12 protein-coding genes are annotated in these 16111 nt (G+C 73.3%); 8 read left to right on the top strand and 4 right to left on the bottom strand.

What is annotated here, in order from left to right; genetic code table 11:
• The first annotated feature begins 400 nt into the window (after positions 1-400).
• On the top strand, positions 401-1390 hold the full coding sequence (gene dapD / locus WN71_RS35870; RefSeq protein ID WP_046592076.1) for a 2,3,4,5-tetrahydropyridine-2,6-dicarboxylate N-succinyltransferase: 990 nt from the start codon (positions 401-403) through the stop codon (positions 1388-1390).
• Between the two features lie 141 nt (positions 1391-1531).
• Here the strand turns inward: dapD and WN71_RS35865 are convergent, their stop codons facing one another.
• Positions 1532-2092, bottom strand: coding sequence for an HAD domain-containing protein (locus WN71_RS35865; RefSeq protein ID WP_167382994.1), 561 nt, complete (start codon positions 2090-2092; stop codon positions 1532-1534).
• A 112-nt stretch (positions 2093-2204) separates the two neighbouring features.
• Between WN71_RS35865 and WN71_RS35860 the strand changes: the two genes are divergently transcribed.
• Both WN71_RS35860 and WN71_RS35855 read left to right on the top strand, forming a co-directional pair.
• A complete protein-coding gene (locus tag WN71_RS35860; protein ID WP_046592077.1) occupies positions 2205-2765 on the top strand; it encodes a SigE family RNA polymerase sigma factor in 561 nt (186 codons plus the stop codon).
• Positions 2762-3973 carry a YncE family protein gene (locus tag WN71_RS35855; protein WP_046592078.1) on the top strand — a complete coding sequence of 404 codons (1212 nt, stop codon included), beginning with the start codon at positions 2762-2764 and terminating at the stop codon, positions 3971-3973. The genes WN71_RS35860 and WN71_RS35855 overlap by 4 nt, the downstream gene beginning before the upstream one ends.
• A 9-nt stretch (positions 3974-3982) precedes the next feature.
• Here the strand turns inward: WN71_RS35855 and dapA are convergent, their stop codons facing one another.
• Positions 3983-4897 (bottom strand): 4-hydroxy-tetrahydrodipicolinate synthase, encoded by a 915-nt coding sequence (gene dapA / locus WN71_RS35850; RefSeq protein WP_046592079.1) that lies wholly within the window; start codon positions 4895-4897, stop codon positions 3983-3985.
• 302 nt (positions 4898-5199) lie between these two features.
• Between dapA and WN71_RS35845 the strand changes: the two genes are divergently transcribed.
• A complete protein-coding gene (locus tag WN71_RS35845) occupies positions 5200-5838 on the top strand; it encodes an ArsR/SmtB family transcription factor (RefSeq protein WP_046592080.1) in 639 nt (212 codons plus the stop codon).
• Between the two features lie 22 nt (positions 5839-5860).
• Positions 5861-6595, top strand: a complete 735-nt coding sequence (locus WN71_RS35840) for an SRPBCC family protein (RefSeq protein WP_046592081.1) — start codon at positions 5861-5863, stop codon at positions 6593-6595.
• 90 nt (positions 6596-6685) lie between these two features.
• Here WN71_RS35840 and WN71_RS35835 read toward each other — a convergent pair whose 3' ends face one another.
• On the bottom strand, positions 6686-8509 hold the full coding sequence (locus WN71_RS35835; RefSeq protein ID WP_046592082.1) for an endonuclease/exonuclease/phosphatase family protein: 1824 nt from the start codon (positions 8507-8509) through the stop codon (positions 6686-6688).
• Positions 8510-8957: 448 nt separating this feature from the next.
• On the opposite strand from WN71_RS35835, the gene WN71_RS35830 reads away from it, so the two are divergent.
• The 3 genes from WN71_RS35830 to WN71_RS35820 all read left to right on the top strand — a co-directional run bounded on the left by WN71_RS35830 (position 8958) and on the right by WN71_RS35820 (position 14571).
• A complete protein-coding gene (locus WN71_RS35830) occupies positions 8958-10391 on the top strand; it encodes a hypothetical protein (protein ID WP_046592083.1) in 1434 nt (477 codons plus the stop codon).
• Between the two features lie 610 nt (positions 10392-11001).
• Positions 11002-12447 (top strand): alkaline phosphatase PhoX, encoded by a 1446-nt coding sequence (locus tag WN71_RS35825; RefSeq protein ID WP_046592084.1) that lies wholly within the window; start codon positions 11002-11004, stop codon positions 12445-12447.
• A gap of 516 nt (positions 12448-12963) precedes the next feature.
• Positions 12964-14571, top strand: a complete 1608-nt coding sequence (locus WN71_RS35820) for a TROVE domain-containing protein (protein ID WP_046592085.1) — start codon at positions 12964-12966, stop codon at positions 14569-14571.
• A 4-nt stretch (positions 14572-14575) separates the two neighbouring features.
• Here the strand turns inward: WN71_RS35820 and WN71_RS35815 are convergent, their stop codons facing one another.
• A complete protein-coding gene (locus WN71_RS35815; protein WP_046592086.1) occupies positions 14576-16039 on the bottom strand; it encodes an MFS transporter in 1464 nt (487 codons plus the stop codon).
• Positions 16040-16111 lie beyond the last annotated feature (72 nt).

Raw genomic sequence — 16111 nt, 5'->3', positions numbered from 1 at the left:
CCCTGCTGACGGGCACCCCGTACGACGAACCGTTCGCCCGCGAGACGCTGCGGCGGGTGCTGGCGGGGGCGGGGGCGGGGGCGACGGCGGGGTGACGTCGGGGGCTGGGCGGGAGCGGGCAGCCTGGGGCTGGGGGCTGGGGGCTGGGGGCCGCGGGCCGGGGCCTGGGCCCGCAGCCGGCGGCCGGGGGCCGGGGGCCGAGGGCCGGGCAGCTGTGGGCCGGCCGTCGGGTCAGCGTGCGTCGCCGGGTGAGCGTGTCGTCGGGTCTCCGTGCCGGGCGGGCGTCGGCTGTCCGTGCCGGGCGCGGACGCGTGCGGTGGCGGGGCCGGGCGGGGGTGTCCTCGACCGGCACATGAGACGCGGTTCGCCCGGGCGGCCCCGGGGGAGTTAGGTTGCCCTCATGACCGAGAAGAACGCACCTCGTCCCACCGGCGCCGCGGCCGCCGGGCTTGCCACGATCGCCGCCGACGGCACCGTCCTCGACACCTGGTTCCCCGCGCCCGAACTGGTCGCCGAGCCCGGCCCCTCCGGCACCGAGACGCTCTCCGCCGAGCGCGCCGTGGAGCTGCTCGGCGAGGGCGCCGCCGCCGCGATCGGCCCGGACACCCGCCGCAACGTCGAGGTCGTCGCGGTCCGTACGGTCATCGCCTCGATCGACGAGAAGCCCGTCGACGCCCACGACGTCTACCTCCGTCTGCACCTGCTCTCGCACCGCCTGGTCAAGCCGCACGGCCTGAGCCTCGACGGGCAGTTCGGCTTCCTCGCCAACGTCGCCTGGACCTCGCTCGGCCCGGTCGCCGTGGACGACCTGGAGAAGGTGCGCCTGAACGCCCGCGCCGAGGGCCTGCACCTCCAGGTCACCTCGGTCGACAAGTTCCCGCGGATGACGGACTACGTGGCCCCCAAGGGCGTGCGCATCGCCGACGCCGACCGGGTCCGGCTCGGTGCCCACCTCGCCGAGGGCACCACGGTGATGCACGAGGGCTTCGTCAACTTCAACGCGGGCACGCTCGGCACCTCCATGGTCGAGGGCCGCATCTCCGCGGGTGTCGTCGTCGGCAACGGCTCCGACATCGGCGGCGGCGCCTCCACGATGGGCACGCTCTCCGGCGGCGGCAACGTGATCATCTCCATCGGCGAGCGCTGCCTGATCGGCGCCGAGGCGGGCGTCGGTATCGCGCTCGGCGACGAGTGCGTGGTCGAGGCCGGCCTCTACGTCACCGCGGGCACCCGGGTCTCCCTGCCCGACGGCCAGATCGTCAAGGCCCGCGAGCTGTCCGGCGCCTCCAACATCCTCTTCCGCCGCAACTCGGTCACCGGCGCGGTCGAGGCCCGCCCCAACAACGCGGTCTGGGGCGGCCTGAACGAGGTTCTGCACAGCCACAACTGACGTCACGTCACCTGCCGACGTCACGTCGCACGTCGCACGTCGTATGTCGTATGTCGCACGACAGGGAGCGCCCCGTCCGTCACCCGGACCGGGCGCTCTCCGCGTACGGGCCTCCGCTCCCGCCGCGCGCGACGGTCCCGCTCACTCCGTCTGCGCCGCCGCGAACTCCGCCAGGGCCGTGAAGTCGTCCTCGCGCAGCCCGATCCGCGGGTCCACGTGATGGAGCAGGGCGGGCGCCGGGTGGTGGGCGGCGACATGGGCGTGGTCCGCGGGCGACTGCTCGTCGTCGACCCAGGCGAACGCGCGCCCGGCGGCGTACCGCAGGATCGCCTCCGTCTTCCAGTGGACCCCGTCGGGGCGCTCGGCGAACAGGGAAGTGCCGAAGTCGACCCAGGGCAGCTCGGGCAGCCCGATCACCGGGGCGATGTGCTCGTTGGCGGCGGCCATCCAGGTGGTCGCCCAGCACAGCTCGTAGCCGAGGCCGAGCAGCGCCGCGCCGTGCGACGGGTTCAGCCAGACCCGCAGCGGGCGGTCGGGATGCAGCGTCACCCGGATCGTGGTGTAGCCCTCCGGACGCCGCTGGGCCTGCGCCGCGTACGGGTTCAGCGGCCCGTCGACGTCCAGGAAGAGCAGGGGAGGGGTGGGGTCCGCCGGTCCTGCCCGGCTCTCGTCGCGCACCCGCTCACCGTACGGCAGCGGCATCCGCGATACTCCTGGAGTTTTCCCGCCGGACAGGCATAGCGGCAGGCGTCCGCGCGCGTCACAGCAGACACAGGGGCGGGACACGGGGACCGCCGGAGAAGAGAAGGTGACGATGGATGCCGAAGGACTGGAAAGCTTCAGACACTTCGTGGCCGGTCGGTCCGCCGCCCTGCTGAGGACCGCCGTGCTGCTCAGCGGTGGCGACCGGCACGCGGGCGAGGACCTGTTGCAGGGCGCCCTGGCCAAGGCCGCCGGCCGCTGGCACCGCATCGAGGAACCCGAGGCGTACGTACGGCAGGTGCTCTACCGCCAGCAGGTCAGCCGCTGGCGGCTGAAGTGGCGGCGGAGCGAGGTCAGCGTCGCCGAACCGCCCGAGACCGGGCCACCGGGCACCGACACGGCGGCCGCCGCCGACCTGCGCCTTCTCATGCGGCAGGCGCTGTCCCGGCTCACCGCGCGCCAGCGCACCGTGCTGGTGCTGCGCTACTTCGAGGACCTGCCGGAGGCCGACGTGGCCCGGCTCCTCGGCTGCTCGGTGGGGACCGTGCGGTCCACCACCCACCGCTCGCTGGCCCGGCTGCGCACCCTCGCACCCGAACTCGCCGCGCTCGACCCGGCCGCGGGTGAACGGCCGTCGCCCCGTGACTACTCGCCCGTGGAGGTACGGCCGTGAACGTCGAGGAACTGGTGCGCGCGGCGCTGCGCGAGCAGGCCGACGAACAGCCGCCGCCCGGCGCCGGCCTGGCCGACCGGGTGCTGACCGTACGCAGACGCCGCCGCAACCGCCGTATCGCGTCCGTGGCGGGCGCCGCCGCGGCGGTGATCACCGTCGCGGTCGGGGTGCCGCGGCTGACCTCCGGCGGGCACGACGTACGGCCCTCGGGCGTGGTCGACTCCCACACCGTCTCCGCGCATCCCAAGCAGTCGCCGCCGACCGAACTCGTCGCGGCCGGCCGGACCGCGCTGGCCGCCTACTACACCTCGAAGTCCGTCTTCTCGAACGCGCACGACGGCGTCAGCACGCGGACCTACTGGCTGCTCGACCCGAAGAGCGGCCGTTACGAGAAGACCACCCGCTGGTCGTGGGTCGCGGTGGCCCCGGGCCTGCACACCGCAGCGGTCCTGGAACAGCACCTGCCGGTGCGCCGGATCGGCCTGCTCGACCTCGCCAGCGGAAAGATCAAGCGCTGGATCCCGGTCGACCATCCGGTCGGTGGGCTCGCGTTCTCGCCCGACGGCACGAAGATCGTCGCGACGACGTACGGCGACAACCCCGACCGGTTCTACCAGGAGGACAAGAGCGGCAACGCCTTCCGGGAGGTGCCCTGCTCGCGCACCGGCTTCTACGTCCTCGACGCGGCCTCGGGCAAGGGTTCCTGGGCCGCGGTGGACACGACGAGTGACGATCCCGACGCCGAACCCGTCAACACGCGTCAGGACTTCGCCTTCAGCCAGAGCGGCGGCTCGATCATGACCGCGACGTCCACCGCCCCCTGGATCGGGTTCTACGACGTCCACGGCAGGCCGGTCGAGGCGCCCGCGTCCGAGGCGCACCGGTCCTGGTACGTGCTCGCGGGCCTCTCGCCCGACGGCACCAAGCTCGCCGGGGACTTCGCGGGCAAGAAGTGGCACACCTCCTCGTGGCTCCTGGACCCGGTCACCGGGAAGCCGAAGACCGAGATCCACGGCCAGCAGCTGCTCGCCTGGGCGAGTGACAAGTCCCTGATCGCCTGGGATCTCACCAAGGGGGAGAAGAACGAGTTCCACCAGCGGCTGGTGCTGGTGACCATCGGCAGCGACAAGGAGGTGCCGCTCAGCGGCTTCCGCAAGGGCAACGACGGCGCGGCCGGGCGCTGGCAGCCCATCTTCGCCGACCGCTGAGCGGGCCCGTCAGACGGCCGCGGGTTCGCCCGTGACCCCCGCCAGCACCGCCCGCAGCCCGTCGGCCGTCTCCCGGTCGGCGGGCCGCAGCGGTGCGCGGACCGGGCCCGCCGGCAGCCCGAGCCCGGCCAGCAGCGCCTTCGCGGTGACCGTGCCGGGCAGGCCCGCGTCCATCACCGCCTCGATCAGCGGCACGGCCCGCCGCATCAGCCGCGCGGCCCGAGCCGTGTCGCCCGCGTCGAACGCGTCCAGCACGGACCGCATGAGTCCCGGTACGACGTTCGCGACCGTGCTCACATACCCGGCGCCGCCGACCGCGTACAGCGCGAGCGCGTGCTCGTCGCAGCCCGCGTAGTACGCCAACCCCGTTTGCGCGAGCACCTTCTGGGTGCCGAGGAGGTCGTAGGAGCAGTCCTTCACGGCCACGATCCGGGGGTGCGCGGCGAGCCGGATCATCGTGCCGGGCTCGATACGGGTGCCGGTGCGGCCGGGGATGTCGTAGAGCATGACCGGCAGTTCGCAGGCGTCGGCGACCTCGGTGAAGTGCGCCTCCAGCGCGTCCTGCGGCGGCCTGCTGTAGTACGGCGTCACGATGAGCACCCCGTCGGCGCCCGACTCCCCGGCGGCCAGGGCGAGTTCGACCGTGTGCCGGGTGTCGGCCGAGCCGACGCCGGTGACCAGGCGCGCCCGGTCACCGACCGCCGCACGCACGGCGCGGACCAGCGCGGACTTCTCGGCGTCCGTGGTGGTCGGCGACTCGCCCGTGGTGCCGTTCAGCACGAGGCCGTCGCAGCCCTCGCGCACCAGGCGGTCGGCGAGGAGTGCGGCACCGTCGAGGTCGAGCGCGCCCGCCTCGGTGAACGGGGTGACCATCGCGCAGAGGGCCCGGCCGAAGGGCGGGAGTGAGGGGTCGGCGTTCGTCATGGACGTAGTCTCGGCGCGACAACCGTACAGCTCCACTTAAATTTTCTACGGCGTATCGATAAGCATTGCTTCGCAAGGGGGGTCTTCGTCGCGTGCGGGCCGGTGGAGGCCGTTCGCGCAGTTCCCCGCGCCCCTCGGGAATGGGGCCCGGCCGCACCTTCAGGGGCGCGGGGAACTGCGCGAACGAGCCCCACCGACCCGCGGTCGGACATCCGGCGGAATGCCCCCGCCTCCCGCCTCCGGACCGGGCCGAACATTCTGTCCGTCTGGACAAGAAAATTGTTCGGTGAGAAGGTGGAGGCATGTTGGACGTGACCGTGATCGAGGACGCCGAGGCGGCAGCCGTTTCACTGGATCCCATACGGGCCAGGCTGCTCGCCGAGCTCGCGGGCGGCCCCGCGTCGGCCGCCATGCTGGCCGGCAAGGTCGGCCTGCCCCGGCAGAAGGTGAACTACCACCTCAAGGCGCTGGAGCGGCACGGCCTGGTGGAGCTGGCCGGGGAGCGGCGCAAGGGCAACGTCACCGAGCGGCTGATGCGTGCGACCGCGGCGTCGTACGTCATCTCGCCGCTCGCCCTCGCCTCCGTCCAGCCCGACCCGGACCGCTTCCGCGACCAGTTCTCCGCCCGCTGGCTGCTGGCCCTGGGTGCCCGACTGGTCCGGGACGTGGGCTCGTTGATCACCGGCGCCACCAAGGCCCGCAAGCCGCTCGCCACCTTCGCCCTGGACGGCGAGGTGACGTTCGCCTCGGCCGCCGAACGGGCCGCTTTCGTCACCGAGTTGACCGCGGGGGTCACCGCCCTGATCAACAAGTACGACGCCCCCGGGGCCGCCGGCGGGCGCGAGCACCGGATCGTCGTCGCCGTCCACCCCACGCTGAAGTCCCCGGAGCCCGGACCGTCGGACGCCGGACCCGAGAACCCCGAACTCACCGAGCGGTGAGCGCAGTCGAGGAGCCCGAACCATGGCACAGGACAAGGAATTCGAGATCGTCCGCGAGTTCGAGGTCGACGCCACGCCGGAGGAGGTGTGGACGGCGATCACCGAGGGGACGGGCGGCTATCTGTGGCCGATGCAGCCGCCGGAGCCCCGGGTGGGCGGCGCGGCCGCCTTCGGCTCCACGGTCACGGCGTGGGACCCGCCGCACCATCTGACCATCCGCAGCGAGGACGTCGGCTTCCCGACGCAGAGCGCCAACCAGCTGGAGCACACCGTCGAGCCGCGCGACGGCGGCCGCGCCTGGGTGCGCTACGTGCACAGCGGCATCTTCACCGACGACTGGGACAACCAGTACGACGGGGCGAGCCGGCACACCGACTTCTATCTGCACACCCTGCGCGAGTACCTGGTCCACTTCGCGCCCCGCCCGGTCGCCTTCGCCACGGTCGACGGGCCCGCCGCGTCCGCCGTCCCGGAGGGCCTGGAGCCCGCCGCCCGCGCCCTCGGCCTGACCGCCGAGACGGCCGTGGGGGAGCGGGTCACGGTCCGCGGACCGCACGGGCGGCCCGTCGAGGCCGTACTCGACCACCGTGACGCGTATTTCATCGGGCTGCGCACCGACGACGCCCTCGTCCGGTTCTTCGGACGGGGTCACTGGGGCGCGCCGCTCGGGATCAGCGTCCACGACTTCGCCCCGGACGCCGACGCCAAGGAGAACGGGGCCGCGTGGCAGGAGTGGTTGGACGGGGCCTACGCCTGACGGGAGCGGCCCACGCCGGAGACGGGCGGGGGCCGCCCGGCCAGCACGCCGGCGACGGGCGGCCCCGGCGGCGTTCGCCGGGCCCCGGACCTACGGCCGGAAGCGCAGCACCTGCGGGTCGTGGTCGCTGATCTGGTCGCTGAACTCCGAGTTGATGTGCACGGAGTCGTAGGCGAAGCAGTCGCGACGGATGTCCGGGCTGATCAGGATCTGGTCGAGGACCTGCTCGTTGCCCTGGTAGTCGTAGGTGTAACGCTCGTTCCTGGGCAGCGACTTGATCGCCGACCACAGCTCGCCGTCGCCCTCGAGAAGCTTCGCGGTGTCGGAGAACTCGAAGTCGTTCATGTCGCCGAGAGCGATGACGTCGGCGTTCTTCTGGACCGCCAGGATGTCCTTGACGAACGCGTTGACCAGCGTCGCCTGCGCGTGCCGCTGGGTCTCCGAGCTGCGCGTCGGCGGCTGGTACTGCGCGGTCAGACCCTGGTCGCCGCCCTTGGAGTTCAGGTGGTTGGCGATCACGAAGACCGTCCTGCCGCGGAAGACGAACTCGCCGGCCAGCGGCTTGCGGCTGGCCGACCACGCCGAGTCGGCCGGCTCGACGCGGCCGGGGGAGGCGGTGAGCTGCGCCTTGCCGTGCACCTTGGTGACGCCCACGGCGGTGGTGGAGTCGCCGCCCGCCCGGTCGGTGAAGGACACCCGCTCCGGGTTGAACAGGAACACCTGGCGGATGTTGCCGCCGGGCTCGCCGCCGTCCTGGTCGTTCACGGGGTCGATGGAGCGCCAGTCGTAGCGCGGGCCGCCCGCCGCGACGATCGCGTCGATCAGCTTGTTCACCGTCACGCTCGCGTCGACGACCCCGTCGTCGGTGGCGCCGTCGTTGTCCTGGATCTCCTCCAGGGACACGATGTCGGGCGACTTGAGGTTGTTCACGATCGCGGAGGCGTGCGCCGCGAACGTGGCGTCGGACGGGTCGAGGTTCTCGACGTTGTAGGTGGCCACGGCCAGCTCGTCGCGCGCCTGCTTGCGCGTGGTCTCCCGCTGGAGGCCGCCGCCGCGCAGGGTGCCCAGGGTGTTGGCCACGACGGTGTAGCCGCCGTACGAGTTGTAGTCGAAGGGGCCGGCGGTGGTGCCCGCCAGGGTGTCGCCGACGTTCGCGACGGGGAAGTCCGCGGTCGCGCCCAGGGACTGGATCTGGATCCGGCCGGTGTTCTGCGCGTCGTAGGAGCCGTAGAGCGAGCCGCCGCGGGCAGTGCGGTTCTCCCGGGGCTTCACGGTGACCCACAGCTCGGCGTAGGGGTCGGTGGCGGTCGTCACGCGGGTGTCGGAGACCTGGACGTTCATGCCCTCGAGGGACTCGTAGTAGTCCAGGGCGTACGCGGCCGGGCGGAGCGTCAGCGCATTGATCGAGCCCGCGGCGGCGGTGTCGCCCGCCGGGGTGTAGGCCGCGGGCACCGAACGGGAGTCGATGACGGTCGGGGCGGGGACCGCGTTGCCGCTGGAGACGACCGTCACGGTCGGCTTGCCGATCTCCGTGACCGACTGGTTGCCGGTGGAGGCGCCGCCGGGCACGTACTCCGAGACCGTGCCGGCGACCGTGACCGAGTCGCCGACCGCGACCGTCGGGGTGGAGCTGGTGAAGACGAAGACGCCCTCGCTGGTGGCCGGGTCGGCGTCCGGCGTCGGGTCCTGGATCCAGAAGCCCTTGGAGGAACCGTAGGTGCGCACGCCGGTGACGATGCCGGGCACGTCCGTGACCTTCTGGCCGGCGTACGGAGAGGTCCGCGTGGTGCCCTGGATGTCGTGGATGCGCACGGAGGCCGCGTGGGCGGGCGAGGTCAGGGCGACGGTGGACGCCGCGGAGCACACGGCGGCGACGGTGAGCGCGGCGAGACGCGCGGAAGACTTGCTCGGCAACGGAATCCCTCCGGGGATGTGCATGGGTGGCGGGACGAGTGAGGGTGCATGGCGGTGCGGGTGACGACGCATGGCGGTGCGGGTGGGGCGGGGTGATGCGGTGGTGCGGGTGACGCGCGTAGACAGTCCGGAGACGGACGCCCGCGGAGGCCTGGTCCGTGATTCCGGTGAACAGATGTCCCCCGACTTCTACGCGCGTCAATCTCCTGTGTGGACATGTCACTTGTCAAGGTTTCGGCCATGTGCGCCGGGCGGCGGGGACGGGAACCGGGCGGCATCGGACGAAATCCGTCTAGGCTGAGCGGCTGAGCCCCCGCGACGGCCCCCGGCCTCCCGGACGGCCGTCAGGGGCTCAGTCGTCGTACGGGATTCAGGTTGCCGTACGCGATGGAGAGGCCGTACGCGATGGAGCCGTACGGCCTTCGAGGCGCCCGAGGAGAACCAGCCGATGTCAGACAGCTCCCCCCTGCCGCCGCTGCGGCTGCACCCCGAAGCGGAGCTGGCGCGCGACGCGCTGTCCACGCCGTTGCTGTCCCGGGCCGCCCGCCTCGCCCGCTGGGCCGGGCCCGACACCCGGATCGACGCGGGCGGCGGGCTGGTGGAGGAGCAGCTTCCGGCCGCCGCCGAGGTGCTGGAACTGACCGGCGAGGACGCGCAGGCCGACGCGGCGCTCGCCTGGCGGGTCGCGGTCGACACCGGTCTGATCGAGATCGCCGACGAGGAGAGCGGCGCCGTCGCGGCGGGCGAGGAGTTCGCCGTGCTCACCGGCGGCGCGCCGCACGACGTGCTCGCGCTGTGGCTGACCGGACTGGAGACCGTGCTCGCCGACGCGAGCCTGCCCGATCTGGACGATCTCGCGGCCGCCCAGCAGGAGGGCGGCGAGGTCGATTTCGCGTCACTCGACTGGCAGCGGGAGGCGGAGGCCGAGGCCGCGTTCCTCGACGGGGTGCTGGCCAACCTCTATCTCCTCACGGTCACCGAGGACGGCCCCGAGGGCCCCGTGCCGCTGCCCGCGCTCGCCGCCTCCATGCTCGTGCCGAGCGACATGGGGGAGCCGACCAACGACGTCCTGGAGCAGGTCTCGGACGCGATGGTCCGGCTCGACGACCAGTTCCGGCTGCTCGCGCCGATGGGCCTGGTGGAGTACCGGCCGGTCGACGAGGCGCTGATGGCGGAGGCCGCGGGCGCGGAGGACGCGGGCGGCCCGGACGACGACACCGACGTCTCCCGCTACGGCATGGTGCGGCTCACCCCGCTCGGTGGCTACGGGCTGCGGGCCCGGCTGCTGGACGCCGGGTTCGGCGCGCCCGCGGTCGGCGACCTCGCGGACGAGGGCGCGGACGTCCTGCTGGACGGCACGTCCGGGTTCGGGCCGCGGGCCGCGCTCGCGGAGACCGACTTGTGGCTGGCCCGCCGCGAACCGCTCGCGGCCGCGCGGGAGTTGCTCACCGCGGCGCGCGGCTCGGACGCGGGGGCGCCGTTGCGGCGGCTGCGCTGCCAGCAGGCGCTGTCGCTGGTCGGCGCGGAGGCGGAGCCCGCGCTGCGGGAGGTCCTCGCGGATCCCGAACTCGGCGGTCTCGCCCGGGTCTGGCTGAGCGAGCAGGGCCTGCCGGACGTGCCCGCGCCGTCCGAGCAGATGGTGTTCTGGCTGACCATCGACACGCTGGCCGCCCAGCTCGCGGCCGAGGGCAACTCCGAGGAGCTCCAGGGCCTGGTCGAGGGCCTGGCCGCGCAGCACGGCGGGTTCTTCGGGGTCGCCTGGCGGGTGGACCACCCGGCGACGGCCGACGTCCTCGACGCGATGGGGCGGTTGCACCCGGACAAGAAGATCGCGAAGGAGGCCCGCAAGGCGGCGTTCAAGGCGCGGTCCCAGCGGGGGTGACCTGCGGTCGGCTCGGCGGGGTGTGCCCCTGAGGCACGTTCAGGGTTGCGCCCTGAAGGGCCGCGGGGCACTGCGCGGCCCTTCAGGGGCCCGAGGTCGAAGGTCGTGGTCGTGTGCGGCTGGGCGGGGCTCGTTCGCGCAGTTCCCCGCGCCCCTGAGGGGGTTTGCCCTGAGGCGGGCTGTGGGGTGTGCCCCGTCAGGGGCGCGGGGAACCGCGCGATCGGCCCTCCACGGGCCCGCGGTCGAAGGTCGTGGTTGTGTGCGGCTGCGTGGGGGTCGTTCGCGCAGTTCCCCGCGCCCCTGGGGGTTTGCCCTGAGGCGGGCTGTGGGGTGCGCCCCGTCAGGGGCGCGGGGAACCGCGCGACCGGCCCCCACCGGCCCGCACGTGCGAGCGGCCGGTACGGGTCCGCGGCTCAGGATCGGGGCCTGACAGGCCGTGGGTGGCGGGGCCGCTTGGGGAGTTCGTGGGGGTGGCTGTACGGATTCATGGAAGAGGGGGCGGCGCGGTCGCCCGGTGTTCAACTGGCGTTCAGCGGCGAACGGCACGGTGGCGGCGAGCTGAGGCACGCCCGCCACCCTCCACGGCACACCCACCGTCACAGGAGACACCATGTCGCTCACCCGCAGGGACTTCGCCAGAAAGTCCGCGATCACCTCGGCCGGCGTAGCGCTGGCGGGCAGCGTCGGCGCGCTCGCCACCGCGCCGAACGCCCTCGCGGCCACGGACACCGAGGTCGTGGGGGAGGAACAGGGCCGCGGGCAGAGCCGGCTCGGTTACGGGCCGCTGCTGCCCGACCCCGACGGCATCCTCGCCCTCCCCGCCGGGTTCGACTACCGGATCATCACCTACAGCGGCCGCACCACGCTGGAGTCGGGCGAGTTCACCCCGTCCAACCATGACGGCACCTCCACCTTCGAGGGCCCCCGCGGCGCCACCCTCCTGGTCAACAACCACGAGCTGAACGGCCCCCGCGCCAAGTGGCCGCACCCCGTCCCGCTCACCGACGGCCTGGTCTACGACCCCGCGGCCTCCGGCGGCTGCACGGTCGTCGAGGTGCGGCGCGACCAGGTCGCCGAGTGGGTGGGCATCGCCGGCACCTCCACCAACTGCGCGGGCGGCAACACCCCTTGGGGCACCTGGCTCACCTGTGAGGAGACCGAGGACAAGGCCGGCCAGAACGGCATGACCAAGGACCACGGCTATGTCTTCGAGGTCGACCCCGAGGACCGCCGGGCCAACCGCGACCCCAAGCCGCTGAAGGCGCTGGGCCGTTACGCCCACGAGGCCGTCGTCGTCGACCCCAAGCGGGGTCATCTCTACCTCACCGAGGACGCGGCCGGACCGAACGGCTCCCTGTACCGCTGGAGTCCGCCGCAGGGCTTCCACCACGGCCGCGGCCGGCTGCGCGCCCTCGCCGACGACGCCGGCACGCTCCAGGCGTTCAAGTGCTTCGATTCCGGCGGCCAGTTCGTCGACGACCTCTCGCGCGCCACGAGGATCGGCACCGTCTACGGCGTCGACTGGGTGACCGTGCCCGACCGCGACGCGCGGTCCACCTCCGTGCGCAAGCAGTTCACGGACGGCCAGGTCACCCGCGCCCGCAAGCTCGAAGGCATGTGGTGGGGCGACGGCGGCACCTACATCGTCTCCTCCTACGCCCGCGCGGAGAGCCCCCTCCAGCACGACGGCCAGGTGTGGTTCTACGACCCCCGGCGCCGCACCCTCACCCTGAAGGTCCTCATCGGCGTCAACCCCGACCCTGCCGTGGACGGCGCCTTCGACGGCCCCGACAACATCACCGTCTCGCCGTACGGCGGCCTGGTCATCGCGGAGGACGGCGAGGGCGTCCAGCACCTGTTCGGCGCCACCGACAGCGGCCGCACCTACCCGATCGCCCGCAACGAGCTGAACATCGGCACCGAAGAGGCGCCCGAGTACAGCGAGTTCACCGGTGTCACGTTCTCGCCCGACGGCCGGACCCTGTTCGCCAACATCCAGGTCCCCGGCATCATGCTCGCGATCACCGGCCCCTGGAAGCGGCAGAAGCGCGGCTGATCCGCCCCCGAATTCCCGGCGGGCCGGCGGCATTTAAATCGTTGGCCCGCCCCACGGCACGCCTCCTAGAGTGATGCACGTCCAGGTGCGAAGGCAGGACCTACTTCCACTCATAATGGGGCGGCCGCGGGTTCGAGTCCCGCCACCGGCACCACGCGCCGGTGTAGCTCAGGGGTCAGAGCACCTTGTCGGTTCCGCCGGCCTCGATCTCTGGACACCACAACTTCATGCACCTCCCGGTGCGCGGGCGGCGGCTCCTTCTTTCTCAGAGAATCCCAGGCCGCAGCCGATCTGATCTCGGGAGGCGCAACTCCGGGTGGGTGCCCGGTGCGCGGGCAGCGGTTACTTCGGGGCACGGTATGTTGCGGGTTCGAATCCCGTCATCGACTTCGGGTCGATGTGGCGGAACCGGAAGACGCGCCGGGTGAACAGAAACCGTCGCCGATCCCTGTTCTCGGGCACCCTCCCTTTGTCGCGCCTCCCTACGAAACACCCACGAATTCGGGGGAATTCACCATGGCGCGATTCAACACCAAGGCCGCCCGCGCGCGGCCCACTTCGCGAGTCACCTCCACCGGCCGGGTGCTGCGCACCTACGAGGGCGGCCGCGGTCACGAGCGGGACGCGCGCTCCGAGCTGTTCCTGCTCGCCATCGGCAACCTCGTCACGCAGCAGACCTTCTACGAGAGCGGCGCCGACCGCGACGACCGGTTCGCCGCGCTCGTGCGCGAACTCGCCGTCTCCGACCCGGCCTGGACGGCCGGCCTGCTGCGCTGGCTGCGCGGCGAGGGCAACATCCGTACCGCCGCGATCGTCGGCGCCGCCGAGTACGTGCGGGCGCGCCTCGCGGCCGGAGCCGACGACGGCCCCACGAACCGTGAGGTCGTCGCCTCCGTGCTGCGCCGCCCGGACGAGCCCGGCGAGCTGCTCGCCTACTGGACCACGGCCTACGGCCGCACCGTCCCCAAGCCCGTCAAGCGCGGCATCGCCGACGCCGTACGACGGCTCTACGACGGCAAGTCGCTGCTGAAGTACGACACCGCGGCCAAGGGCTACCGCTTCGGTGACGTCCTCAACCTGGTGCACGCGTCGCCGGACCCCGCCAAGCCGTGGCAGGGCGAGCTGTTCCGGTACGCGCTGGACCGCCGGCACCACCCGGAGTCCGCGCTGCCGCCCGGCTCCAGCCCCGTGCTCGGCGCGCACCGCGAGCTGATGGCGGTGCCGGTCGAGGAGCGCCGGGCGCTGGTCGCGTCGGCCGGCGGCGCCGAGCGGCTCGCGGCGGCCGGGATCACCTGGGAGGCGCTCGCCGGGTGGCTCCAGGGTCCGATGGACAAGGTGGCCTGGGAGGCCGTGATCCCGTCCATGGGCGCCATGGCGCTGGTGCGCAACCTGCGCAACTTCGACGAGGCCGGGGTGTCCGACGAGGTGGCCGCGCGGGTCGCGGCGCGGATCAGCGACCCGGTCCAGGTCGCCCGCTCGCGCCAGTTCCCCTTCCGCTACCTCGCCGCGTACCGGCACGCGCCGTCGCTGCGCTGGTCGTACCCGCTGGAGCAGGCGCTCGGCCACTCGCTGGCCGCCGTGCCCGCGCTGCCGGGCCGCACCCTGGTGCTCGTGGACCGCTCGGGCTCGATGTTCTACTCGCGGATGTCGGACCGCTCGGAGCTGACCCGGGCGGACGCGGCCGCGGTCTTCGGCACGGCGCTCGCGCTGCGCGCGGCCGACGCGGACCTCGTCGAGTTCGGCACCACCAGCAAGAAGGTGCGGCTGCGGCGGGGCGAGTCGGTGCTGAAGGCCCTCGGCCGCTTCGGCGACCTGGGCGGCACCGACACGACCGGGGCGGTGCGTGCCCACTACCGGGGGCACGACCGGGTGCTGATCGTCACCGACGAGCAGTACGCGCCGAGCCCCCACGGCGAGCCGACCGCCCAGGTCCCCGCCGACGTGCCGGTCTACACCTGGAACCTGGCCGGCTACCGCGCGGGCCACGGTCCGTCCGGCGGCCCCGGCCGGCACACCTTCGGCGGCCTGTCGGACGCGGCGTTCCGCATGGTCTCGCTGATCGAGAGCGGGCGGGACGGGGCCTGGCCGTGGACGGTGCCCGAGCGGGCGTCCGACGGCCGGTGACGCCTCAGTCCGCCTTCCGGGTCCGGCCCCTGATCGTCGCCGCCGTCACCACCAGTGCGGTCAGCGCGATCAGGGCGCCGACGCCGAACGCGCGGGCCGCGCCCTGCGTGAGGACGGCGGACGGGGAGCCGTGGGCCTGGCGGGTCGCGGTGCCGTAGACCGTGACCAGGACGGACAGTCCGAGGGTGCCGCCGAGCCACTGGAGGGTCTGCAACAGCCCGGAGGCCGCGCCCGCCTCGCGCGGCCGCACCCCGGCGAGCACGGTGGCGTTCAGCGGCATGAAGCTGAGGCCGACGCCCACGCCGAGCAGCAGCAGCGGGCCGAGCAGTCCGGCCGCGTAGCCGTCGCCGGGCGCGAGCCGCCACAGCCATGCGGCCGCGCCGGCCAGCAGCCCCATGCCGGTCAGCAGCAGCGGCTTCGCGCCGGTGCGCGGCAGCAGCCGGGGCACCTGCCGCACCGTCGCGAACATGGTGAGCGTCATCGGCAGGAAGGCCAGTCCGGCACGCAACGGGCTGTAGTGCAGCACCTGTTGGGTGATCAGGGTGAGGAAGTAGAACGCCCCGAACATGCCCGCGGGCAGCAGCAGGATCCCGGCGTAGGCGCCCGCGCGGTCACGGTCGGCGAACAAGCCGAGCGGCAGCACCGGTTGACCGGCCCGGGACTCGATCAGGGTGAAGCCCGCGAGCAGCGCCGCGGCCGCGCTGAACGCCAGCAGGGCCCGGGTGTCGCTCCACCCGGCCTCGGAGACCCGGATGAACGCGGCGACCAGCGCGGTGGTCCCGGCCGTGCCGGTGAGCGCGCCCGCCGTGTCGAAGCGGCCCGCGTGGCGCGGGGTCTCGGTGACGAAGCGGGGCAGCGCGGCGGCGACGGCGACACCGATCGGCACGTTGATCAGCAGGGCCCAGCGCCAGGACGCCCACGAGGTGAGCATCCCGCCCACGACCAGGCCGAGGGAGGCGCCGATGCCGGCCATGGACGAGTACACGCCGAGGGCGTGGTGGCGGCGCGGGCCCTCGGGGAAGTTGGTGGTGATCAGGGCGAGGGTGCTCGGAGCGGTGAGGGCGGCGCCGACGCCCTGGAGCGCGCGGGCGGCGAGCAGCCAGGCGCTGTCCGTGGCGAGCCCGCCGAGCAGCGAGGAGCCGGCGAACAGCAGCACGCCCGTCGCCAGGGTGCGGCGGCGGCCGAGCAGGTCGCCGATCCGGCCGCCGAGCAGCAGCAGCCCGCCGAACGCGAGCGTGTAGGCGTTGAGGACCCAGGACAGCCCGGTGCGGCTGAACCCGAGGTCCCGCTGGATGTCGGGTAACGCGACGTTCACCACGGTGGAGTCGACGCCCACCATCAGGTACGCGGTGACGATGACGGCGAGCACCGCGCCGAGCCGGGCCGGTGGCCCCGCCTCCCGCGCGGTCGGGCCGGTCGGCGCGGCGGTCGGGCCGGACGGCGGGGCGGGGCTGGACGACGTGGACATGGGGCGCTCCCTGTCTGGAGTCACTGTCTGGTGTCCCGGGGCGGGGGTGGAGGAGTATGCGGGCAGCACGGA

It is taken from the genome of Streptomyces mangrovisoli (assembly GCF_000974985.2).
GTDB classification, from domain to species: Bacteria; Actinomycetota; Actinomycetes; order Streptomycetales; family Streptomycetaceae; genus Streptomyces; species Streptomyces mangrovisoli.
This window is presented reverse-complemented; position numbering and strand designations above follow the sequence as displayed.